Here is a 22,559-nt window from a genome sequence, read left to right as displayed (position 1 = left end):
GACCGTCTCCGCCCGCTCCAGCAGCCTCGGTCTCGCTACTCCTCGATCGTCACGAGCTGCACGTCGTCGTAGAGCCGCACGATCTCGGTCTCCCAGACGATGTTCAGGCCGACGGCGAGGGTGCCGGTTCCGGTCAGGTCGGCCACGTCGTAGCGGAACGTCTTCCAGCCCTGGTGGTTCTCTGTGGGGTGCTCGCGGTTGAAGTCCTCCTCGACGAGGCCGCCCTCGGGCTTCTCGCCAGCGAAGACGGCGATCTGTCCGATCTCGTTGAACGACTCCTGCTCGCTGTAGACGTCGAGTTCGACGGTGGCCGCGTCGGCGAAGTCGACCTCCTGCTCGACCCAGAGGGTGCCGTCGTCGGCCCGCCCGGAGAGGGTGAACTTGAGCACCGTCTCGCCGTCGGACGCCTCGATTCCGGTGTCGCTGCTCGTGGTGACGTCGTGGTCGACGGTGCCGCTGTCCTCGCCGGGCTTGGGCGGGAGGTCCTTCCCGACGGTCCAGCCCTCGAGGCCGTCCTCGAAGGAGCCGTTGACGAGCGAGGGACTCGGTGGGTCGCCGCCGGGGTCGGTGCCGTTGCCGCCGCCACTGTCGTCCCCCGTACCGCCGTCGCCGTGTGAGTTGTTTCCGTCCGTGTTGTCCGTCCCACTGCCGTCGCTTCCGTCGTCACCATCACCACCCGACCCGAGTGCCGAGCAGCCGGCCAGTCCCGCAGTCAGTGCGCTCGCGATGCCTGCCACGTACGTGCGACGTTGCATACCTGAAGCGTGGGACCACTGGCCCACATAAGCGACGTAAGCGTAAACGCGCCTTTGAGGGGCGAGTGCACTCTGGTGATTTCCGGCTACTCAGGTCTCGTCGAGGCGAATCCCGATTTCCTCGGCCAGCAACCGATCGTACGCCTCGGGCTCGACGTCGCGTTTCTCTGTTTCGCCACGGACCGTCCGCGTGAGCGCCCCCGGCGACAGCGTGACGTGGCCCTCACCGGTGGCCTGCATCGCGATCGAGTCGCCGGTGAAGTGGGAGTCCGGCGCGGTCGAGTGGTACTCGCAACCGGCCTCGAAGAACGAGAGCTCCCTGGCTTCGTCCTGGAGGATGTATCGCGGCGTCCACTCCGTTTCCTCGTTCGACCAGCTCGCCGGTTCGCGATACTCCAGCCGGTAGTCGGCGTCCGGGCGCTGCGGCGCGACGAGGCGCCACTCGACGCCGAGGCCGTTGTCGACGACCGAGCCGTCGAGTGGGACCGGCCTGCGGACGACCGGTGCACCGACGCCGACGTCGACGAGGTGCGGGCTGCTGTCCGCGCGACGGTTGCCGCTCGCCTCGCGGCTACTGCTGCCGTCGTCGAGGTCGACGACGAGCGTCAGGTGGTCGGCCGGGATGCCGTAGCCACCGTCGTCGGAGGCCACCCGGGCGTCACACCGCTGGACGTCGAAGCCGAGGTCGTCGAGCAGCCACGCGAACGCGCCGTTCAGTTCGTAGCAGAACCCGCCGCGCTCGCGCTCGACGAGCTTCTCGTAGAGCCACTCGGTCGTGAGGTCGATCGGTTCGCCGTCGTAACCGGCCCCCGCGTCCGGATGGGGATGGCCACAGATCGAAAGCGTCTCGAAGGGCACCGAGCGCGCGTGAGCGGACTGCAATCGCGCGAGCAGTTCCCGGTCGCGATCGCTCGCCGCGACGGCGTCTGCGTCGAGGCCGATCCGCCGCAGGTAGCGGTCGGCGTCGAGCCTGGGCATGGACGATCACAGGGCCTTCCGGCACAAATAGCTCTGCTGAAACGCGTTCCTGTAGGAAATATGGGAATTGGTGGTCGGGTGCTCGCCACCCGACGATCCTCGTTCCGTTACGCCGCGTGGGGTCCTACTCGTCGCTCTCGTAGACCTCGCCGTCCTCGGCGTAGCGGGCCTGGTCGATGCGGTCGAACTGCTCGTCGGAGAGGTCCACCTCGACCGCCCCGACGTTCTCCTCGAGCTGGTCCGTGGTCCGGGCGCCGACGATCGGCACGCAGGTGAAGTCCTCCTGGGCCATCAGCCAGGCGAGCGCGACCTGCGCCGGCGTCGCGTCCTCCTCGTCGGCGACCTCGCGGATGGCGTCGAGGACGTGCCAGCCGCGCTCGGAGACGTACCAGTCGTCGAAGACGTCCGTGATGTCGCCGCGGGAGCCCTCGGGGACGTCGACGTCGTACGTGCCGTCACCGACGCGCTCGTACTTGCCCGTGAGGAAGCCGCCCGCCAGCGGCGAGTAGGGGCAGACCGCGAGGTCCTGGTCGGCGGCGACGTCGAGGTAGTCCGCGACGTCCTCCTTGTACGCGGCGTGGAACATCGGCTGCGTGACCGTGAACGCCTCGTAGTTGTTGACGTCGGCCTTCCAGAGGCCCTTCATCAGCTTCCAGCCGTCGGCAGTCGAGAGGCCGATGTTGTGGACCTTCCCCTCGGAGACGAGGTCGTCGAGCGTCCGCAGCGTGTTCTCGATCGGCGTCTCGTCGTCCCAGCGGTGGAGATAGAGGATGTCGAGGTAGTCCGTGCCCAGGCGCTCGAGGCTACCCTCGACCTCCGCGCGGACGTTCTTCCGCGAGAGGTTCTCCTGGAAGCGCGAGACCTGCGACCAGTAGCACTTCGAGGCGATGACGAAGTCCTCGCGGTCCTGGTCCTCGAGCCACTCGCCGATCCACTTCTCGGAGTTACCGCCGCCGTAGCCGTTCGCGGTGTCGATGAAGTTCCCGCCTGCCTCCGCGAAGGCGTCGAGCAGTTCGTGGGCGGCCTCGCGGTCCGTCTCGACCACGTCGCCGGACTCCTCGCCGAAGCGCCAGGTACCCAGACACAGCGGTGATACTTCCAGTCCGGTCTCTCCAAGTCGTACGTATTCCATGTGCAAGCAGGACGTTTTCGGCGGAGACTCTTGGCGGTTTCCGCTACGGCGATCCGCGGGGGTGAGTTGGCGATCGATTCACCTGACTCACGCCACTCGCTCCTCCAGTACCTCGCGCAGAATCGTTCGATGACAGCGCTTCTTCTCGGTGTTCTCGAAGCAGACGAGCACGACGTCCGTCCCCTCGCGCAGCAGCTCGGCCAGCCGATCCTCGGCCACTGATCCCTCCTCGGTTTCCAGGTAGTCCCGATACCGCTCCGCGAAGTCGACCTCGTCCCAGGCGACGTTCTGTGCGTCGTCGTCGCAGATCCCCTGCAGTTTCAGGTCCTCCTCGCGCTGTTTCGCATCTTCGAGCAGGTCCTCGGGCGGTCCGAGCGCCGGAACGTTCTCGTCGACGGCGCCGTGGAACCACGAGGTGGGTCGCCGAACGACGCCGATCCGGCGGGCGTCCTCGGGGAGGTCCACGAGGTCGTGCCGGATCGCGGCGACGTAGGTGTCGTGAACGGTGCCAGTCACGACGGGACCCACGGGGCGATCGCTCTTGATTCTGGCCCCGGATCGCTTCGGGGTGTTTCGTGGAACTGAACTACCGGCCCGGGCGGAGCAGCAGGCATTCTCTCGTGCCCAATGTCCCGGCGTGCCGGCCTGGGGTGCTCCCCGGCGCTCCCTGGCGTCGAACGAGGCAAGTGACTTTGGTGGCGCCCCCCAAGCATCTGGTATGGAACGCGTCCTCGTCGCGATGGACGAGTCAGAGCCTGCCGAACGCGCACTCGAGTTCGCACTCGACGAACTTGACGCGCCGTCGGTCACCGTCCTGCACGTCGTCGGCGTCCCCTCGATGCTGATGGGCGAGGCGACGGCACTCGCCTTCGAGGACGACCTCGAAACTGCCGCCAACGAGCGTGCAGCCCCAGTGTTCGAGCGCGCCCGGGAAATCGCCAGCGAGCGCGGTAGAGAGATCGAGACCGTGGTCGGCGTCGGGCATCCCGCCCGCAACGTCGTCGATCGGTCCGAGGACTACGACGCGATCGTCGTCGGATCCCACGGCGCCGATCGCGGTCGGGCGTCCCACCGGTTGCTCGTCGGCAACGTCGCCGAGACGATCGCCAAGCGGGCCGCGGTTCCGGTGACGATCGTCCGCTGAGAACCGCCGGGCGCTGGCGGCCAGGTTGCCGAGAGCGTCGGCCTTTCACCGGTGGGAACGGAACGACCGGCCAGTGACGGTACGCTACGACGGACTCCGATTCGACTGGTTCGGCTACGCGACTGCACGCATCGAAGCCCCCGACGGCACGGTGGTCTACACGGATCCCGGCCGCTACGGCACGCTCGACGGCACCTGGGAGAGCGAGTACGGCGGCGCCCCCGAGAATCTCGACGACGCTCACCCGCACGGCCCGGCGTACGACGCGCAGGACGCCGACGTGGTCGTCGTCACGCACGACCACCACTACAGCGACGACGGCGTCGAGCGCGTCGCGAGCGACGACGCGACCGTCGTCGTCTACGAGGGCGTCTCCGCCGACGGCGTGGCCGCCAACAGCGGTCGGGACGTCGTCGAACCCGAGGAACTGCCGTACGACGTGGTACGGGTCGGCTACGGCGACGACCTGACGATTGCCGGCGTCGAGGTCGACGTGATCCCGGCCTACAACGAGCCCGGTGGCCCCGACGCGGCGCCCGACATCGACGTCACCCATCCCTACGAACTCGGCTGTGGCTACGTCGTCAGCGTCGACGGCACCCGCTGCTTCTGGACCGGGGACTCGGACGCGATCCCCGAGCACGAAGGCCTCGACGTCGACGTGTTCCTGCCGACGATCGCCCGCTCGTTCACGATGGATCGCCACGAGGCGGCTGACCTCGCCGCGCAGCTCGATCCCGGCCTCGTGCTGCCGATCCACTACAACACGTTCGACGCACTTGGATCGGACTCCGCCGCCTTCGCCGCCGACGTCGCCAAGCGCTCCGTCCCGGTCGCGCTGGACGAGGGCTGGCCTGCGGACCTGTAGCGGCGCTGGCTCGGAACTGCCGGAAACGGATCCCCAATCCTTCACTCGGATCGCGGGTCGCTTACTCGATTGGTCGCTCCCTCACTCGAATCACTGGTCGCTCACTCGGATCGCCGCTCGCTTACTCGATGTACGTCGTCGGCACCGGCGAGTCGCCGCCGGCACCGCGCGCCCGGAGTTCGTCCTGGGCCTCGTCGTCGAGCGCCTCGTAGTGCTGGGCCGCCTCGAGGATCGCCGGCACGAGCTTCGGATCGCCGGCGTTCGGAATCGTCGTCATGCCCTGGGACAGCGAGAAGCGCAGGCACTCCTCGAGTTCCTCGGGGTCGTCGTAGGGTTCGTACCAGGTGTTGTAGGGTCGCTCGTCCTCCGGAACGTCGTCGGGCCACGGCCCCTTCGCGAATCCCTTGATGCAGAGCGTCCCGAGTCCCTCCTCGTGGGCCTTCTCGAGGACCGCGTCGTAGTCGTACTCTGGCCCCTCCTTCCCGGCGAGCGTGTAGTTGTAGGGGAACATCACCGTCTCGAGTTCGGGCATCCGGTCGATCGCCGAGCGGATCAGCGCCGGGTCGCCGTGGCTCGTCAGGCCGATGTGGTCGATGAGGCCCTCCTCCTTCGCCTCCACGAACGCCTGGAGCGCGCCGGGATCGTGGTCGCCCTGGGCCATCTCGGGGCTGTAGTCGCCGGTGATCGCGCGGAGTTCGTCGTAGTTCGTGACGGCGTGGAACTGGTAGAGGTCCAGTTTGTCGACGCCGAGGCGGTCGAGGCTCTTGTGCAGTTCACCCCAGGCGCCGTAGTAGGTGCGCTCCTGCGTCTTGCAGCCGAGGAAGATCTCGTCGCGGTGGTCCTCGAGCGTGGGCGCGAGTTTCAGTTCCGCGTCGCCGTACGTCGGAGCGACGTCGACGTGGTTGACGCCCGCGTCGAGGACGTCCTGCATCATCTCGTTGGCCTCGTCCTGTTCGAGGAAGTTCAGCGCGATCGCGCCGAAGGTCAGGACGCTCGAATCGTGGCCGGTCTCGCCGAGCGGTCGGGTTTCCATGGGCAGGGGTACGCAGTGGATCGTGAAACAGTTTGGCCAGCCGGCGAGGCACGAGCCGTCGCTGTGGGGGACGGTGCCGTGCCGCTGGCGGTGCAAGGTGGCTGCGAAAATCGCGGTCCGCGGGCGTCCCGCGCCGGTCAGGTCTTCCGCGCGAACGCGAGGTCGCCCGACGTCGACTCGACGTACGCCTGGACGGTCTCGCCCTCGCGGGCGCCCGAGACGAAGATCGTGTACTTCCCGCGGTTGGCGACGCCGTCGCCCTTGCGGCCAGTGCCGGTGATCTCGACCTCGTAGGTGCCGCCCTCCTCGACGGCCTCCTGTTGCTGCTGTGAGGTGGCGGTCGACCGCTTCGAGATCGGCCGGAACGCGCCGCAGGCGGTGCAGCGCAGCATCTGCGTGCGATTCTCCTTGACGAGCTTGGTGTCGGGGAGGCCACACTCAGAGCAGGTGACGAACTCCGCGATGTACGCGTCGATGGCGTTCTCGAAGTCCGCGCGGGTGAAGGAGCCGCTGTAGCGAGCCTGGCCGCCTTCGAACGTGCCGGCGGTACCCAGTTCGCTCTGGACGTAACGATGGAGGTGGTCGGCGTCGCGGTCGAGGGCGTCGGCGACGCGCTCGATGTTGGTAAAGCGGACGAACGCACCGTCCGTCTCGAGGGCGGCCTCGGGGACGTCGAGGCGGTCTTCCTCGGTGCCGAGCTCGGGGAGATCGTCGTAGGCTCGGTCGAGGCTGGTTTCGTAATCCATACGATTCGAAACGGCAACGAGGCGTAAAGCGGTTGCGACACGGGGATCGGGCCGTGTGGATGTGGGTCATCGTCAGCCGAAACCGACGGGCATGAGGCCGTGGTAATCACCGCGGTACCGCAGGGCAGCCGTCTGGTTGCTGGGACGGCCGTTCGTCAATGGACGACAGCAGCAACCGAACGCGCTATCCGAGCGCTGGGAATGAGTGGCGTGCGGCGACGGAATTCCAAACCGGAGACCGCTTCGCGCGTTCAGAGCTCCGGAACGGACGTGAACAGGAGGACGAACGCGTTCACGCTCAGCAGCGCGAGCACGACCCACTGGAAGATGCGCTCCGGAATGGTGTCGAAGATGTAGACGCCGACCCAGGCACCGAGGAACACCATCGGAACGGCGATCGCTGCCTCGACCAGCAGGGGCGTCGTCACCGCGCCAGTGTAGGTGAGGCTTCCGAGCCGATACAGCATGAGCGTCCCGAAGAAGGCGGTGAACGTCGCCTTCATCTCCTCGTCGGTCCAGAAGTCGCTCGCGGACATGAACGCCCCGTAGACGATCATCGGCGGGCCGGGGACAGCGACGGCGCCGCCGAGGATCCCGGCGAGCATGCCGGCCGTCGCACCGATCAGGTTCCCGGGCCTGTAGTCACTCGCTTCGATCCAGTCGGTGACGACGTCCAGTTGCTGGGTCGCGCCGACGATGACGACCGCCAGCACGAGCACGGCACCGATGGCGACGCGAAGCTGGACCTCGCTGAACGCACTGAACACGTAGATGCCCAGGGGCATCCCGACGACGAGGCCACCGACGGGGACGATCCACTTCCGCCAGTCGAACGCGTCGCGGACGCTCCACCAGACCCGACCGTTGCTCACGACTGCGGTCGCCGTGAAGATGATCGAGGCACTCGAGGCCGACCGGAACAGTGGCATGACGCCCATCGAGACCTGCGCAAAGCCGAACCCGGCGATCCCGTGCACGACGGACGCGACCAGGATGACCAGCGCGGACAGCCCGGTCGTCACCCAGTCACTCGACACGCCACTCACCTCCGCGCCGAGCCAGTGTACGCATCGGGATGGGGTACTTGCTCCGTGCTTACGTCGATTGCCCCGGCATTTGAAAGGACGAACACGACGTGGTCGGTACCTGGATAGTAGCGCGTCGTTTCGATGCAAGCACGGCGAATGCAAGAATCAGCCTGGCCGGCGACGGGTCGGTATCCTGCGCGAATCATCGGATCGTGGACACAACGCTTGACCGGCTGGAACCCGTACCCCGACGGTGCCACGATGACTGCAACCGAGGCGGCCATCGGCGAGTGGCGCACTCTCGACGGCAACCCAGTCCGCGACGGCGAGGGAGAGCCCGATCTCGTGTTCGCACACGTCAGCGACCTCCACGGGCAGCTCACACCGCGGTACCAGGTCTACTACGACAACGCACGATCGAGTCCGCCCGTCGAGTTCGGGTCCGGGGGCCGGACGATCGAGCGCGGTGGCGGGGTTCCGCTCCTCGCAGCCACACTCGAGGAACTCCGCGCTGCCCACGACGTCTGCACGCTGATGAGCGGCGACACGTTCCACGGCTCGGCCGCGACCACGTACACCGACGGTCGGGCGATGCTCGACCCCGTCAACGACCACGTCGACCCCGACGTCTACGTCCCCGGCAACTGGGACTACTCGAACGAGGCCGCCGAAGACGGCGTCTTCCTGGAATTGATGGACGGGCTCGACGCGCCCGTGCTCGCGAACAATCTCTACGACTGGGACACCGGGGAGCGCATCTACGACGCGTACGAACTGCTCGACGTCGGTGGCATTTCCGTCGGCGTCGTCGGGATGACGAACGTGTACGTCGACCGGATGGCGCCGGCGTTCTACGAGGGCAAGTACCGGTTCGGGAAACACCCCGCACTCCTCGAGGAATCCGCCCGGGCCGCCCGCGAGGACGGCGCGGACGTCGTCGTCGCCGTCACCGAGATCGGGCTCCCGTGGATGGTCCAGGCGGCCACGGACTGCCCGACGGTGGACGTCATGTTCAGCGCCCACACTCACGAGTACACCTACGAGCCGATCGTCGTCGAAGCGACCGACACGGTGGTCGTCGAGTCCGGCATGGGCGAGGCCCTGGGTCGCGTGGACCTGCGCGTCCGCGACGGCGAGTTGCAGTTCCGCCACCACCTCTACTGCCTGATCGAGGGCAACGAAGCCACGCCCGAGCCGGACCCTGCGGCGAGGGAGACTGTCGAGCGCGTCCGAGCGCCGTTCTTCAACGACGACCCCGGCTTCGAGCGCGGCGCCGGCACGCTCGATCAGCCGCTGGATACGGTCGTGGGCGAGACGGATACGCCGCTATACCGGCAGTCGTTCCTCGAGAGCGCGTGGAACACCCTGTTCAACGACGCGCTCCGCGCCCACTTCGACGCCGACCTCGCGGTCTCCCACGGGTTCCGGTACGGGACGGCCATCCCGCCTGGCGAGATCACGCTCGGTGACCTGTACACGTTCTTCCCGATGGCGACGCCCGTGGCCCGCGGCGTCGCCTACGGCCAGCAACTCACGTCACACATGGAGTCGTTCCTCGAGGACAACTTCACGCCGTATCCCTACGACCAGGAGGACGGTCGCGTCCGGAACTTCTCCTCGAACGTCGAGGTGACCCTCGACCCGACCGCGAAGCGGGGCCGTCGCCTCGTCGGGCTGCGCGTCGACGGCGAGCCGATCGACCCGGAGGCCACCTACTCGGTGGCGACGTTCCGCCGTCCCGGGGACCCGGAGCGGGACCTCGGCAACTGCGGGTTCCCGTTCCGCGACATCGCTGTCGACGACGGGACGACGCCGGTCGACGTCATCGTCGAGTACCTCGAGGCGAACTCGCCGGTCGACTACGAGGTGATGGGGCTCGTCGAGACGGCCGAGGACGGAGGGCGGGCCCAGAACACGCCCGCGGACGGGCCGTATCCGTTCGTCCAGCCCGGCGTCGACTACCAGGACGGCGAGGCCTACTGCGAGACGGCGATGATACCCGACGGGAACGCTTTCCCCGCTGAGGGGCGTAATCGAAGGCGCTAGGCGGTGACCGAGGCGGGGACCGTGCCAGCGGTAGCTCGGGGGTAGCACGTGACTACACAATGGTGGACAAGATCACCCCGGCCACGCTCGCGGAGCGGATCGACGCCGACGAACAGTTCGCGCTCATCGACACGCGTCCCGAAGACAGCTACGAGGCCTGGCACGTCCCCGACGCGGCGAACGTTCCGTTCGACCCCGACGAGGGGCTGAGCGAGGACCAGCTGAACCAGGTGAACGCCCTCGTCGACGGCCGACCGGTCGTCGCCATCTGTGGGAAGGGTCTGACCTCGACGCCGTTCGCGTTTGCGTTGGAGGAGCACGGGTACGACGACACCTCGGTCGTCACCGGCGGGATGGAAGCGTGGAGCACCGTCTACGAGACCGTCCCGATCGAGACCCGGAACGACGACCTCGTCGTTCGACAGCTCCAGCGTCGAGCGAAGGGCTGTCTCGGCTACGTCGTCGGCTCGAAGCAGGCCGAGGAGGCCGTCGTCGTCGACGTGACCAGACAGACCGACGAGTTCGCAGTCGCCGCACAGGACGCCGGGCTCGCGATCACGCGCGTGCTCGACACGCACGTCCACGCCGACCATCTCTCCGGGGGTCCGGCCCTCGCCGACGAAATCGGCGTCCCGTACCACCTCGGCGAGGCGGCCAGGGAGCGTGGCGTCGAGTACGAGTACGACCCGCTGTCGGACGGCGAGGTCGTCGAACTCGGCGACGTCGAGATCGAGGCGCTCCACACGCCGGGGCACACCACGGAGATGACGAACTACCTCGTCGACGACGAACTGCTCTTGACCGGCGACACGCTGTTCCTCGACTCCGTCGGCCGGACGGAGCTCCAGTTCGGCGAGGCCGACGCTGCCCGCGGGGCCGAACTGCTCTACGACTCGCTCCACGAGACCGTCCTCGACCACCCGGGCGACGCGAAAGTACTGCCGGGCCACCTCAGCGTCGCGAACGACGGGCGCTACGAGACCGGATCGCCGGGGGAACCCCACGTGGCCCGGCTCGGCGACCTGCGCGCGACTCTGGACCTCCTCGGACTCGACCGCGAGCGGTTCGTCGAGCAGTTGGCCGAGAACGCCCCGGAGAAGCCGCCGAACTACGAGCGCGTCATCGCCATCAACACTGGCAAAGCGACCCTCGACGAGGGCGAGGCGACGGAACTCGAACTCGGGCCAAACAACTGCGCGGCGTGAGGACCGGCCGGCTCCACCCGAGGTTGCTGCGGGCCGTACCGTTTTCCGCCGAGCGACCGAACGACCGGCCATGCACGTCCACACCGTCACCGCGGACGCGGAGACGTTCACCTGCAACGCCTACCTCGTCACCGGCGAGCACACGGTGCTCGTCGACGCCGGCGCGATGGACGGCGTCGAGGACGTGATCGCCGAGCACACCGACTCGCTCGACGCCGTCGCGCTCACTCACCAGCACGGCGACCACGTCGACGCACTCGACGCCGTCCTCGACGCCTTCGACGCCGACTGCTACGCCTTCGGCGCGCATCCCCGCCGCTCGCACGTGCTCGAGGACGGCGACCACCTCCAGATCGGCGACGAGTCCTTCGAGGCCGTCTACACGCCCGGTCACGCGGACGACCACCTCGCGTTCGTCAGCGACTCGACGCTGTTCTCCGGCGACGTGGTCGTCCACGACGACGGCGCGTTCGACTACGGTAGCTTCGGGCGCACCGACATGCCCGGCCAGTCACGCGAGCGGCTCGTCGAGTCCATCGAGGACCTGCTGGACCGGTTGCCCGATTCGGTGGAGCACATGTACGCCGGGCACGGCGACGAGTTCCACGGCGACGTTCGGGACGTCGTCGAGACGGCGCTGGGACGGGCGGAGAAGCACGAGCCGAAGTACGACTGAGCGACGGAGGAATCGTCTGAGCAGCCGCTCCCGAGGTGGAGCCGAGGGAGAAACGAGCCGGCAGTTAGGCCGAGCGGGACTCGCGGGCCTTCGGTCGGAGGTTGCCGTGGCCGCACTTCCGGCAGCGGTCCGCGTCCGGGGAGTTTCGTGCGTTGCATCGCATGCAGATCGCCTTGTTGAGCAGGCGATCTTCCGCGGCTTCGAACTTGGGCATGGGACCGCTTGGCCGAGCGCTCGGTTAAGTCTTGCCAGTCTCTGCGAGTGCGGTCGAGGGGTCGGGGCTCCCGGGCGACTCGCAGGTGGATCGAGAAGCGATCGCGTTACTCCTCGCCGTCCGGATCGGCGAGGTACTCCTCCTGCACCGCCACTACCTCACTCGAATCTGCACAGGCCGCGTACCGACGAAGCGGCTCGTCGTTCATCTCGATGAAGGCCTCGCCCCAGGAGAAAATCTCCAGCAGCTCCTCCGCAGCCTGACGCTCGCCTAGGATCGCGAGGCCGCCGGCCAGCGCCTCGGCGGTCGTGAGCTGGAACGGTTTGCCGAAGTTCACTGGATTGGCTGCCACCAGAAACGGCAACGCGCGGTGCTCGCCGGCGATGGAGAACTGCGCGGCCTCGGCGGTCTCCCAGGAGCAGTCGAGCGCGACGAGGCGCTCTGCCAGGCCGCGGTCCGCGGGGGAGAGCGCCTGCTCGGAGTGGGGATTGAGCACGATCCCGTACGGCGTCTCGCGGTCGCTCCGGTGCAGTTCGAGCGCACCCTCGCGTTCGAGTCGGCGCGCAGTGCACTTCTTGGGATCGTCGTCGCCCTCGTAGCGGGCGTGCAGTGCGAGGGAGTCGGCCACTGGAGATGCTACTCGGGGAGGGAAGAAAAGCGCCGCGGGGTCGGCTGTCAGCCGCTCCGGCACGGTGGTGCCCGCAGGAATCGGTCTGGAACCCGTGGCCAGCCGTCGTTACTCGGAGGGGTCGTTGCCGCGCCGGTGGAGGTACACCATCTCCCAGAGCGCGCCTTCGAGGTCCTCGTCGGCCGCCTGGTCGAGCTGGCTGTACAGCGAGTCTGACACCGTGATCTTGGGCATCACTCGAGAGAAGGGCATGCAGGATCATTAAACTACTGCAATTCGTAACAGAGTAAACGAGACACGGTACCGTGCCACGAGGCGTCGACGATGGCCGATTCCACCGGTGTCGGGATTCACAGGAGGGCTCCGGGGGTCACGACGCACGATGGCAAAACCTGCCAGAACACTCTTGTCGGGCCCGGCCCCTGCTCTGTAACGATGCGCGTCGCTACTGGGGTCCCCGGCTTCGACACGCTGGTCGAGGGCGGGTTGCTCACGAACAGGCTCTATATCGTCAGTGGACCGCCGGGAAGTGGGAAGTCGACGTTCGCCTCGCAGTTCGTCACGAAGGGTGCGATCGACGGCCAGACCTCGCTCTTTCTCAGTCTCCACGAGACGAGCGAGGAGCTCGTCCAGGACATGTCCCGGTACGAGTTCGGCTTCGACAAGGCCGTCAGCTCGGGCCGGGTGAAGTTCCTCAACGTCTTCGACAGCGAGGCCAAGCGCTTGCTCGCGCCCTCCTCGCGCTCTGGCGGGGACTTCCCCGACAACGTCGAGAACATGACCAACCAGATCGTCTCCTTCGTCGACTCGAAGGACATCGATCGGCTGGTCATCGACTCCGCGATGCTCCTCGAGTACTACTTCTCGGACGACCTCGACGACTTCATCAAGTTCCTCACGGCGCTCAAGCGAGCGGACGCGACGACGATCGTCATCTCGGAGATGACCGATCCGACCTCCTACTCCGACGAGCACTATCTCGCTCACGGGGTCTTCTTCATGCACAACTACCTGGAGGAAGGCGGGATGCAACGCGGCGTCCAGATCATCAAGATGCGTGGGACCGACATCGACAGCAACATCCACGCCGCACGGTTCTCGGACCGGGGCCTCCGCGTCGACCCCGACCAGATCCTCGGTGAGTGAGATGACGGCCCAGACGCCGGTCCCCGGCACCTGATATGTACGAGGAACGCTTCGGCACCGACTGGGAGGAGATCGAGGATCGAGAGGAAGCCGTCCGCCGGGCCTTCGCCCTCGGCGTCGCCGCGCGGATGGACGAGCACTACCCCGGGGAACTCGATCGCATCAGCGATCAGGTCGAGTCGACCTACGACCGGAGTTTCGTCGAACTTGCCTTCCACGAGGGGCGGGACAAGGCCGACCGGATCGACCCCGATCCCGCCGCCGACGCGGGGGACGTCTGGGAGGAGGTCGTCGAGGGCACGACCCAGCTCGATCCCAGCGATCGGCCAGAGCAGGGCCAGGCCCACGAGAAGCAGGGGATCCCCGACGCCCTCGGCGGCTACCAGATCGACTCCCGGCCCGACGATTCCAGGGAGTCCGTCGGCAGACCGAAGTTCCTCAGCCGCGACGAGGCCCAGGAGCCCGAGCACCGCCGACGCGGTCGGAACCGGTCACAGCAACGCTCCAGCGGGAGCGGCGACGGGGACGATGACGACCAGCTCAGTGAGGAGGACCGCGAGGAGTTCGAGGAGATTCTCGACCCAGATTCGGACGACGGCTAATCGATCGGGGCTCCCGTCCATCGCCGCTCACGTCACAGGTGATCGCACCGCCGTTCACGACTGGCAAGGCGGCGTACTCACGACCGCTCAGTACTTCCGTCGCTGGCCCGGTCGCCAGCGCGGAGCCCCCGGACCAACAGCGCGATTCCGGCAGCGAGCAGCCCCAGCGGAACGAAGACGACGAGGAGTCCGACGACCGGGCCAGCGTCGAGCGAGACGGCGAGCGCGAACAGCAGGAACCAGAGCGGCAGCGTGAGCACCAGCGCTGCGATCCGGAGGAGCCACAATCTGGTTGCTGCTCGCATACCTGTACAGACGGTCCCGGAGCGGGTAGTCGTTGCCGTCCACCGGGTCGAACGCCGGTACTTTACGCCCCAGTGGCCTACCCGACACATGGCCGAACCGACGGATCGCAACCGGCTCGACGCCGAGGCCAGCCCCTACCTCCAGCAGCACGCGGACAACCCCGTCAACTGGCAGCCATGGGACGACGCCGCGCTCGCCGCTGCTCGCGAGCGGGACGTCCCCATCTTCCTCTCGGTGGGCTACGCCGCCTGCCACTGGTGCCACGTCATGGAGGAGGAGAGCTTCGAGGACGAGACGGTCGCCGAGACGCTCAACGAGAAGTTCGTCCCGATCAAGGTCGACCGCGAGGAGCGTCCGGACCTTGACTCGGTCTACCAGACCGCCTGCCAGCTCGTCTCCGGCCGTGGCGGCTGGCCGCTCTCGGCGTGGCTGACGCCCGACGGCGAGCCGTTCTACGTCGGGACGTACTTCCCCCGGGAGTCCCGTCAGGGGATGCCCGGCTTCCTCGATCTCCTCGAGGACGTCGCCGACTCCTGGGCGGATCCCGAGGAACGGAAGGAGTTCGAGCAGCGAGCCAGTCGGATCACGAGTCACATCCGCGAGGAACTGGAGGACACCGGCGAGGCAACGCGGGCCACATCCGCTGCCGGGACCGCCTCGTCGACCGACACCGACGCGGCCAGCGGCCTTGACGACGCCGGTGAGACCGAGCCGAGCCCCCTGGAGCGTGCCGCGAGTGCCGCACTTCGGAGCGCCGACCGCGACCACGACGGCTGGGGCCAGGGCCCGAAGTTCCCGCAGCCCGCACGGATCGAGGCGCTGTTCGACGCCGGCTGGTCCGCCGACAGCGTCGGGGGTGACGCGCAGGAGGACTCGGAGTTCCACGCAGTCGCGAACGCCGCCCTCGCCGCGATGGTCGACGGCGGGCTCTACGACCACGTCGGCGGCGGGTTCCACCGCTACTGCACGGACCGGGACTGGACGGTGCCCCACTTCGAGAAGATGCTGTACGACAACGCCGAGATTCCACGGATCCTCCTCGGCGCCCACCAGCTCATGGGGCACGATCGCTACGCGACGGTCGCCCGCGAGACCTTCGACTTCCTCGATCGCGAACTTGCGCACCCTGACGGTGCCTTCGCCGCCACGCTCGACGCGCGGAGTGCCGTCCCACACAATCGCACGGAGGACGGCCAGCAGGGCGAGCAGGAGGAGGGCGAATTCTACGTCTGGACGCCCGAGGAGGTCGCCGCCGTGCTCGACGATTCGGAGCTGACGGCGCTCGTCTGCGATCGCTTCGGGATCACCGAGCGCGGGAACTTCGAGGGCGCGACCGTCCTGACGATCGACGCGTCGATCGAGGACCTCGCTGCCGAACACGACCTCGACGCGGCCACCGTGCGCGAGCGGCTCGACGCCGCGCGCGAGCAGCTTCGGGAGGCACGCGAGGACCGCCCCCGACCGCGTCGCGACGACAAGGTCATCGCCGCATGGAACGGGCTCGCGATCCGTGCCCTCGCGGAGGGCTCGCTCGTGCTCGACGACGAGGGGCTCGCCGAGCGTGCGCTGGCGGCGCTCGCCGCGGTCCGCGAGCAACTGTGGGACGGCGAGCGACTCGCCCGGCGGTACGTTCCGACAGTCGACGAAGCGGCCGCGACGGGGTCGGAAACCGGCGCGATTGTCGACGTCGACGTCCAGGGGAGGGGCTACCTCGAAGATTACGCCTTCCTGGGCCGTGGCGCGCTCGCCTGCTACGAGGCGACGGGCGATCCAGAGCCGCTCGCGTTCGCGCTCGACCTCGGCGACGCGATCGTCGACGCCTTCTACGACGACGCGGCGGGCACGCTCTACTCGACGCCCGCCGGTGGCGAGGACCTCATCGCCCGCCCGCAGGAGCCCCGGGACCAGTCGACGCCGTCGAGTCTCGCCGTCGGGACGGACCTCCTGCTCGCACTCGACGCGTTCCGGTCCGACCACCGCTTCGAGGAGGCAGCTCGGCGCGTCCTCCGGACACACGAGGACAGGCTCGCGGAGCGCCCGCTGGAGCACCCTTCGCTCGCGCTGGCGACCGAGCGGGCGCGGGCGGGGTCGACGGAGGTCACTATCGCCGCCGGACAGGGGTCCGGCGGAGAGGCTCCAGCAGGCGAGGCTCCTGCGGGTAAGGCACCTGCAGCAGCGGCGTCCGCGGGGGAGGTGCCACCAGCGGGGATCCCCGTGTCCTGGCGATCGTGGCTGGCCGGCCGGTACCTCCCCAGGCGGCTGCTCGCACCGCGACCGCCCGACGCCGGCGGGCTCCACGGCTGGCTCGATCGACTCGGTCTCGACGACGCGCCGCCAATCTGGGCAGGTCGGGACGCGGCCGACGGCCCGACCGCCTACGTCTGCCGAGCGTTCACCTGCTCGCGACCGCTGACTGACCCCGACGCTGCGGATTCCTGGCTCGGCTCCTCCGGCGATACACGGCCTGCTGGCGATTCGGACCCCTCACACGAGAGCTGAAGCGGCGTCCTCGGCGCAGCCGAGTCAACTTCCAATCACAGCAAAGTTTATTGTCGCGGCACTCACACTGTGTCCACATGGCAGACGAAGCCGAACTCCGAGAACAGATGATCGACGCGTTCGAAGGTGCCGACTACCCGATCTCGAGCCCGATGGACCTCGTCCCGGCGCTCCCCGACGGTCCCTCGACCAGCTTCGAGTCCGGCGACTTCTCGATGACCGCGATGGAGCTCAACACCAAGCTCGGTGGCGGCGAGTTCCCCTACGACGACGTCGAGTCCTTCGTCGACGACGTGCTCGAGCAGCTCGAAGACCAGGACCTCATCTGAGAACGCGCGACTCGCGTTCGAGGCACCGGGCGGTTTCTTCGAGAACCTGACGCCGACAGCGTCGCGTAGCTGGAGGGCCGAACGGAGGGCCGGCGGTCGTCAGCGGGTGCTCAGTCGTCGCTCGCGGGATCGGTGTGGGGGACGCTCACCGGCGGATCGGCCGCGAGCTCCTCGCTTGCCCACTCCGGCCCGAGGTAGCGCGTCCAGATCACCAGCAGGCTCGGCAGGACGGCCACGGTCGCGAGGAAGGCGAACCCGATCGAGACCGCCGTGATGAGTCCGAACTGCTGCAGGGCCGGCAGGAACGCGAACGTGAGGACGCCGAAGCCGCCGGCCGTGGTCGCCGCGCTCCCAAGGAGTGCGCCGCCGGTTCCCGCGACCGTCGCGTGGAGGGCGTCGTCGACCGTCTCGTTGCGGTCGAGTTCCTGGTAGTAGCGCTCGCAGACGTGGATCGAGTAGGCGACGCCGATCCCGATCGTGAGGCTGGTGATCAGCCCGGTGATCGAGTTGAACGGCATCCCGATCAGCCACATCGTCCCGAGCACCCAGGACAGCGCCATGAGGATCGGGACCATCGCGACGATCCCGAGCGACCCGCGGCCGGCCGTGAGCCGGTAGGCACCGAGCAGGAGGACGCCGACCACGGCGAGGGTTACGACGAGGCTCCAGAGCACGGTGTCGAGGATCTGCTTCGAGATCTGCTGGGTAATGACCGTCCGCTGCCCCGTCGGGGTGACCTCGACGCTCGGGCCAGGTCCGTCGGCGGGGGTCCCCTGCCCCTCGATCCGGTCCGACTCGTCGCGGACCGCCGACACGAGCGAGCCGGTCTCGTCGCTGCTGGCGGCCAGCACCGTGATCCGGACCGAGCGGTACTCGCCGGATTCGGTGCGGTCGATCACGCCGGCTGCCGTCACCGGATCTGCCGCGTAGAGTGCGTCGTAGACCGCCTCGAGATTTCGATCCGGCAGCCCGTCACCGTCGGTGTCGCTGGCGGCGAGCGTCGCGTTGAACGATTCGTTGGTGGCCGCGACGCGCTCCATGGCCGTCGTCGGACTGGTGAGCGCCGCGCGGCCGTTCGGCAGCCGTGCGGCCGCCTCGGTGTCCCCGAGTCGCGTCGTGGCACCGCCGATCCGTTCGAGCGCCGCTGGATCGGTGACGTTCCCCTCGATCAACAGTTGTGCGTCGAGGTCCTGGCGGACGAACTCGTCTTCGAGGACGTCCATCGTGCCGATCGCGGTGTACTCGCTGGGCTGCATGCCGGCGGGGAGCGACTCCGTCCACTCCGGCGGATCGTCGGCGAGGAAGTCCGTCGTCTGGAAGCTCGAGTCGACCTGCGTCGCGCCGTACGCGCCGCCGAGGCTCACAAGCAGGGCGAGCACGAGCACGATCGCCGGAGCGCGACGTGCGACCCGCGAAGCACCTGCCAGCAGCCCGTTGAGCCGTCCCGACGAGCCGAAGGCCGAGGTCCGGCGATCGAAGCCGTGGGATTCGAGGAACCCGTCGAGTTCCACCTTCACCGCCGGGACGAACAGCGTGAACACGAACAGCGCGGAGACGATCCCGGCGGCGTTGACGATCCCGAACTCCTGAATCGGCGGGAGCGGGCTGACGACGTTCGAGAGGAAGCCCACGGCCGTCGTCACGGTGACGAGAACGAGCGCGAGCCCGACGCCGGCGAGCCCTCGCTTCATCGCGTCGGCTGAGGGCGTCGCGGTGCCGGTCGCATCGCTGCCGAAGGCCCTCCCACGGTCGCGGGCCTCCCGCGATCGCATGAACACGTGGATCGCGTAGTCGATCGAGAGCCCGATCAGCAACACCGGCACGGCGACGAACAGCTGGTTGAACGCGATCCCGGCCCAGCCCATGAAGCCGAAGGTCCAGACGAGCACGAGGCCGATCCCGGTCAGCCCGAGCAGGACGTCCACCACGTCACGGTACGCGATGGCGAGGACGAGGAGGACGAAGAGCAGGGCGAAGGGCCCGAGGATCGCGAGGCTCTCGTTCATCGACGTCGCGAACTCGTCGGCGGTGATCCCGACGCCGAAGACGCGGTAGGTCGCCCCGCCGCGCTCCTCGCCGATGGCTGCCATCGCCTGCTGGCTCTCGACCAGGAACTCGGGCGCGGTGTCGATCGAGACGAACTCGCCGCGCGTGTCCTGGCGGACGAGTACCATCGTGGCGTCGGCGGTGGTCTCGCCGGCCTCGTAGTCGGCGGGGAGGAGCATCAACAGCTCCGCGCGGTCCTCGGTGAGCACCGCCTGGATCGTGGCCTCGATTTCGGCGTCGCTCATCGATTCGATCTGGGCGATCTGGGCGTCCATCGACGGCACGCCGCCGGAACCGGTCGCTGCAGCAGTCCCGTTGGCGTCCCCGGAGCGATCAGCGGACTGCCCACGCGCGTTCCCGACTCGCCGTTCTCGGGCGATCGCGGCCGTCGCGATGGCCGAGGCCACGCTCGTGGTCGCCTGCTGCCCGGGCCGGTGCGCGAGCGTCCCGGCGACCGTCTCGTTTTGCCGTAGTGCACGCTGGTACCGCAGCGCTTCGAGCAGTCCCTCCTTGCTCAGGACGTTCTCGCGCTCGACGACTACCTGCGCCGTCGTCACGTTCTCGCCGGTTCGATCGTAGCGCGCCTGGATCCGATCGAGCGCTTCGGCCTCCTCTGAGTCCGTCTGGAACCCGTCGAGGGAACTCTGCTCTTCGACCTGCATCGCGCCGGCGATCATGCCGGTGGTCACGAGCAGGAAGGCGACGATCACCAGCCGGCGGTGATCGACGATCGCCTCCGCGAGGTCACTCACCGTCACGATACACCACCTCTGTCTGACTTACCGAACGAACGTTCGGTCATGTGTCGAACGAACGTTCGGTCTGCAATAACTGTTGTGGAACCCGTCTCCGCCGCCCGTCGGCACGTCGTTTAAACCCGCGTGGACCGAATGATCGGTCGAATGAGCGATCCCGTCGCCCTCTTCGCCGATCCCGAGACCAGCGAGGAGGAGATCTATCGAGCGACCTGGGAGGCCCTCCAGGCCCACGGGCTCACGGACCTCTCGATCCAGCGGATCGCCGACCAGACCGACCTCGGCAAGTCGACGATCTATCACCACTTCGAGGGCAAGGACGACCTCCTCACGTCGTTCGTCTCGGAGTTCATGCGGGAACACGTCGACGCGCTCGTGCTCCAGCTCCCCGAGGACGACATGCTCACCCTCTTCGATCGCTCGCTGGACCTGTTCATCCTCGGGGAAGGGCCGGACGGGACGACGCTCGACTCGCTCGTCGGCGACAAGATCAACGACGTCTACCTCCAGCTTCGCGCTCACGCCGCCACCGATCCTGCCTACCAGAGCGCGATCGCCGAGGCCGACGCCGTCGGCCGCGAACGGATGGTCGCGATGATCGAAAGCGGGCAGGCCGAGGGGCTCATCCGCGATACCGTCGACCCCGAGCGCGCCGCCGCGACCATCTACGCGTTCGTCGAGACCGCCCTGCTGGTCCAGAGCACGAGCGACGACACCGACTGGCTCCGGCACGTCCGCGCCAGCGCCGACGACTACATGGCGGACATCGTGGCCGACGGCGTCTCGTGGCCGCCCGACGACCAGTAATCGTCCGCCCGCAAGCGACACCACGGTGCGACCGACTCCGAGCCGTTTTAGCGCCCCCGGCGCGAGCACTCGTCCGTGATCGGGATCGTCGAGAGTCGCGCGGACGAGGCGTCCGAACACGTCTGTGAACACCTGCGCCGACTCGGGTCGTTCGAGGCGCGGACCGACCCCGACCGGGCGAACGCCGAGGGCGGGGGCACCTACCACCGTTCGGACGCGTTCGAACTCCGCAGCTTCGACGCCCTCCACCTCGAACTCGACCGCGTCGCCGACGCCTTCGACGACCCCGACCTGATCGTGTTCGCCTCCCGGCACTCCGGCGACACCGGACCGCTCCTCTCCGCGCACCCGACCGGCAACTTCGGCGACGCGGAGTACGGCGGGGCGGATCGTTCGCTCGCCCGGGCACCGCCGAACGCGCTCGCGGCGGTGATCGAGGCGCTCGCCGAGCACGCGCCCGAGGCATACGACGTCAGCCTGGAGTGCACCCACCACGGGCCCACGGACGTCGGGGCGCCGTCGATGTTCGTCGAACTCGGCAGCGGCCCCGAACAGTGGGCCGATCCAGCGGGCGCCGAGGCGGTTGCGCGAGCGATCCTCGACGTCGCTGGCGTGGCCGCTGACGCGCCGTTGGAGAACGATATCCGCCGACACGTCGTCGGCTTCGGCGGCAACCACTACGCGCCGCGATTCACCCGAATCGCTCGCGAGACGGACTGGGCAGTCGGGCACGTCGTGGCGGACTGGTCGCTCGACGAACTCGGATCGCCGGCCGCGAACGCCGACGTCGTCGAGCAGGCGTTCGCACAGAGCGCCGCAGACTGCGCCGTCGTGGAGGGCAGCCACCCCGCCCTGGAGTCAGCGATCGCGGACCTCGATTTCCGGATCGTCGGCGAGACGTGGCTCCGCGAGACCGCCGGCGTCCCCCTCGCACTCGTCGAGACTGCTGAGGACCGCCTGGTGGGCGTCGAGGACGGACTTCGCTTCGGCGATCCCGTCCGCGAGCGGGGCGGCGAGCGAGCCACCGCTAGCGGGTACGGTGCTGGAAGCGAGCTCACGGGATCCGGCGAACCGGCATCGACCCGTCTCGCGGTCGTCGATCTCCCTACCGACCTCCTCGACGTAGCGGCGGGGATCGACCGCGAGGCGACGATGGCCGCCATCGACGAAGCGTGCGTCGCCTACGAGACGACGGAGGCCGGCAACCGGCCGGGCGATCGAGCGCTCGTGCCCGGCGATGGGCTCCCGGACCACGACGTCCCACAGCGGCTCCTCGGCAGCCTCGCGGCGATCCTCCGGGAGCGCTTCGACTCGATCACCGTCGAGGCCGATCGCATCGTCGCCGAGGAGACGGCGTTCGACCCTGCGCTCGCGATCGAAGCCGGCGTCCCCGAGGGGCCGGCGTTCGGGAAGCTCTCGGCCGGCGAGCCGGTGGCGGTCGATGGCGAGACGGTCGCGCCAGAGGACGTCCACGAGCGCCGACGAGTCGAGTTCCCGCTCGGTGGCGAGTAACCCGGCCAGGAACCGCCGCGCCGGACGCTCGCCAGACCTCTGATTCATGTGGAAATCACGCCGAACGATCGGGCAAATAAGGATTTGCCAATCGGAAGTGGCCG

General features: G+C 68.2%; 23 protein-coding genes. 11 read left to right on the top strand and 12 right to left on the bottom strand.

The features are described 5' to 3' along the window. Positions 1–35: 35 nt before the first annotated feature. The 4 genes from L593_RS16255 to L593_RS04310 all read right to left on the bottom strand — a co-directional run bounded on the left by L593_RS16255 (position 36) and on the right by L593_RS04310 (position 3,381). Positions 36–755 (bottom strand): hypothetical protein, encoded by a 720-nt coding sequence (locus tag L593_RS16255; RefSeq protein ID WP_020445717.1) that lies wholly within the window; start codon positions 753–755, stop codon positions 36–38. A 90-nt stretch (positions 756–845) separates the two neighbouring features. Beyond that, positions 846–1,733 carry an arylamine N-acetyltransferase gene (locus tag L593_RS04320; RefSeq protein ID WP_020445716.1) on the bottom strand — a complete coding sequence of 296 codons (888 nt, stop codon included), beginning with the start codon at positions 1,731–1,733 and terminating at the stop codon, positions 846–848. 124 nt (positions 1,734–1,857) lie between these two features. Next, positions 1,858–2,865 (bottom strand): aldo/keto reductase, encoded by a 1,008-nt coding sequence (locus L593_RS04315; RefSeq protein ID WP_020445715.1) that lies wholly within the window; start codon positions 2,863–2,865, stop codon positions 1,858–1,860. A gap of 87 nt (positions 2,866–2,952) precedes the next feature. Next, positions 2,953–3,381, bottom strand: coding sequence for a DUF488 domain-containing protein (locus L593_RS04310; protein ID WP_049894294.1), 429 nt, complete (start codon positions 3,379–3,381; stop codon positions 2,953–2,955). A 202-nt stretch (positions 3,382–3,583) separates the two neighbouring features. Between L593_RS04310 and L593_RS04305 the strand changes: the two genes are divergently transcribed. Next, positions 3,584–4,009, top strand: a complete 426-nt coding sequence (locus tag L593_RS04305; protein WP_020445713.1) for a universal stress protein — start codon at positions 3,584–3,586, stop codon at positions 4,007–4,009. A 73-nt stretch (positions 4,010–4,082) separates the two neighbouring features. Further along, positions 4,083–4,877: an MBL fold metallo-hydrolase gene (locus L593_RS04300; RefSeq protein WP_020445712.1), complete on the top strand. Its 795-nt coding sequence runs from the start codon at positions 4,083–4,085 to the stop codon at positions 4,875–4,877. Positions 4,878–4,998: 121 nt separating this feature from the next. On the opposite strand, the gene L593_RS04295 is transcribed toward L593_RS04300, so the two are convergent. The 3 genes from L593_RS04295 to L593_RS04285 all read right to left on the bottom strand — a co-directional run bounded on the left by L593_RS04295 (position 4,999) and on the right by L593_RS04285 (position 7,693). Further along, positions 4,999–5,910 carry an aldo/keto reductase gene (locus tag L593_RS04295; protein WP_020445711.1) on the bottom strand — a complete coding sequence of 304 codons (912 nt, stop codon included), beginning with the start codon at positions 5,908–5,910 and terminating at the stop codon, positions 4,999–5,001. A 137-nt stretch (positions 5,911–6,047) separates the two neighbouring features. Further along, positions 6,048–6,656: a translation initiation factor IF-2 subunit beta gene (locus L593_RS04290; RefSeq protein WP_020445710.1), complete on the bottom strand. Its 609-nt coding sequence runs from the start codon at positions 6,654–6,656 to the stop codon at positions 6,048–6,050. 251 nt (positions 6,657–6,907) lie between these two features. Continuing rightward, positions 6,908–7,693: a sulfite exporter TauE/SafE family protein gene (locus tag L593_RS04285; protein ID WP_049893845.1), complete on the bottom strand. Its 786-nt coding sequence runs from the start codon at positions 7,691–7,693 to the stop codon at positions 6,908–6,910. A 252-nt stretch (positions 7,694–7,945) separates the two neighbouring features. Between L593_RS04285 and L593_RS04280 the strand changes: the two genes are divergently transcribed. From L593_RS04280 to L593_RS04270, 3 genes are all read left to right on the top strand, one after another. After that, positions 7,946–9,730 carry a bifunctional metallophosphatase/5'-nucleotidase gene (locus tag L593_RS04280; protein ID WP_049894293.1) on the top strand — a complete coding sequence of 595 codons (1,785 nt, stop codon included), beginning with the start codon at positions 7,946–7,948 and terminating at the stop codon, positions 9,728–9,730. A gap of 59 nt (positions 9,731–9,789) precedes the next feature. Next, positions 9,790–10,935: a rhodanese-like domain-containing protein gene (locus L593_RS04275; protein ID WP_020445707.1), complete on the top strand. Its 1,146-nt coding sequence runs from the start codon at positions 9,790–9,792 to the stop codon at positions 10,933–10,935. 70 nt (positions 10,936–11,005) lie between these two features. Further along, positions 11,006–11,611 carry an MBL fold metallo-hydrolase gene (locus tag L593_RS04270; protein WP_020445706.1) on the top strand — a complete coding sequence of 202 codons (606 nt, stop codon included), beginning with the start codon at positions 11,006–11,008 and terminating at the stop codon, positions 11,609–11,611. 64 nt (positions 11,612–11,675) lie between these two features. On the opposite strand, the gene L593_RS04265 is transcribed toward L593_RS04270, so the two are convergent. The 3 genes from L593_RS04265 to L593_RS16380 all read right to left on the bottom strand — a co-directional run bounded on the left by L593_RS04265 (position 11,676) and on the right by L593_RS16380 (position 12,687). Further along, positions 11,676–11,825 (bottom strand): 50S ribosomal protein L40e, encoded by a 150-nt coding sequence (locus L593_RS04265; protein ID WP_020445705.1) that lies wholly within the window; start codon positions 11,823–11,825, stop codon positions 11,676–11,678. Positions 11,826–11,931: 106 nt separating this feature from the next. Beyond that, positions 11,932–12,453: a DUF367 family protein gene (locus L593_RS04260; RefSeq protein WP_020445704.1), complete on the bottom strand. Its 522-nt coding sequence runs from the start codon at positions 12,451–12,453 to the stop codon at positions 11,932–11,934. Between the two features lie 108 nt (positions 12,454–12,561). After that, positions 12,562–12,687: a hypothetical protein gene (locus tag L593_RS16380; protein WP_020445703.1), complete on the bottom strand. Its 126-nt coding sequence runs from the start codon at positions 12,685–12,687 to the stop codon at positions 12,562–12,564. Between the two features lie 201 nt (positions 12,688–12,888). Here L593_RS16380 and L593_RS04250 point away from each other — a divergent pair, with 201 nt between their 5' ends. After that, positions 12,889–13,599, top strand: a complete 711-nt coding sequence (locus tag L593_RS04250; RefSeq protein ID WP_020445702.1) for an ATPase domain-containing protein — start codon at positions 12,889–12,891, stop codon at positions 13,597–13,599. A 35-nt stretch (positions 13,600–13,634) separates the two neighbouring features. Beyond that, positions 13,635–14,201 (top strand): hypothetical protein, encoded by a 567-nt coding sequence (locus L593_RS04245; protein WP_020445701.1) that lies wholly within the window; start codon positions 13,635–13,637, stop codon positions 14,199–14,201. A 77-nt stretch (positions 14,202–14,278) separates the two neighbouring features. Here L593_RS04245 and L593_RS04240 read toward each other — a convergent pair whose 3' ends face one another. After that, entirely contained in the window at positions 14,279–14,506 is a 228-nt protein-coding gene (locus tag L593_RS04240; RefSeq protein WP_020445700.1) for a hypothetical protein, read from the bottom strand. An 88-nt stretch (positions 14,507–14,594) separates the two neighbouring features. Between L593_RS04240 and L593_RS04235 the strand changes: the two genes are divergently transcribed. After that, on the top strand, positions 14,595–17,006 hold the full coding sequence (locus L593_RS04235; protein ID WP_020445699.1) for a thioredoxin domain-containing protein: 2,412 nt from the start codon (positions 14,595–14,597) through the stop codon (positions 17,004–17,006). A gap of 77 nt (positions 17,007–17,083) precedes the next feature. Next, positions 17,084–17,335, top strand: coding sequence for an MTH865 family protein (locus tag L593_RS04230; protein WP_020445698.1), 252 nt, complete (start codon positions 17,084–17,086; stop codon positions 17,333–17,335). Between the two features lie 110 nt (positions 17,336–17,445). Here L593_RS04230 and L593_RS04225 read toward each other — a convergent pair whose 3' ends face one another. Beyond that, positions 17,446–20,139, bottom strand: coding sequence for an RND family transporter (locus L593_RS04225; protein ID WP_236608597.1), 2,694 nt, complete (start codon positions 20,137–20,139; stop codon positions 17,446–17,448). 144 nt (positions 20,140–20,283) lie between these two features. On the opposite strand from L593_RS04225, the gene L593_RS04220 reads away from it, so the two are divergent. After that, entirely contained in the window at positions 20,284–20,943 is a 660-nt protein-coding gene (locus tag L593_RS04220; RefSeq protein ID WP_187292636.1) for a TetR/AcrR family transcriptional regulator, read from the top strand. A 75-nt stretch (positions 20,944–21,018) separates the two neighbouring features. Then, a complete protein-coding gene (locus L593_RS04215; RefSeq protein ID WP_020445695.1) occupies positions 21,019–22,455 on the top strand; it encodes a D-aminoacyl-tRNA deacylase in 1,437 nt (478 codons plus the stop codon). Positions 22,456–22,559: the final 104 nt, after the last annotated feature.

The organism is Salinarchaeum sp. Harcht-Bsk1 (assembly GCF_000403645.1).
Lineage (GTDB): Archaea > Halobacteriota > Halobacteria > Halobacteriales > Salinarchaeaceae > Salinarchaeum.
The sequence above is the reverse complement of the archived record's forward strand: the minus strand, read 5'-3'. Positions and strand labels throughout refer to the sequence as shown.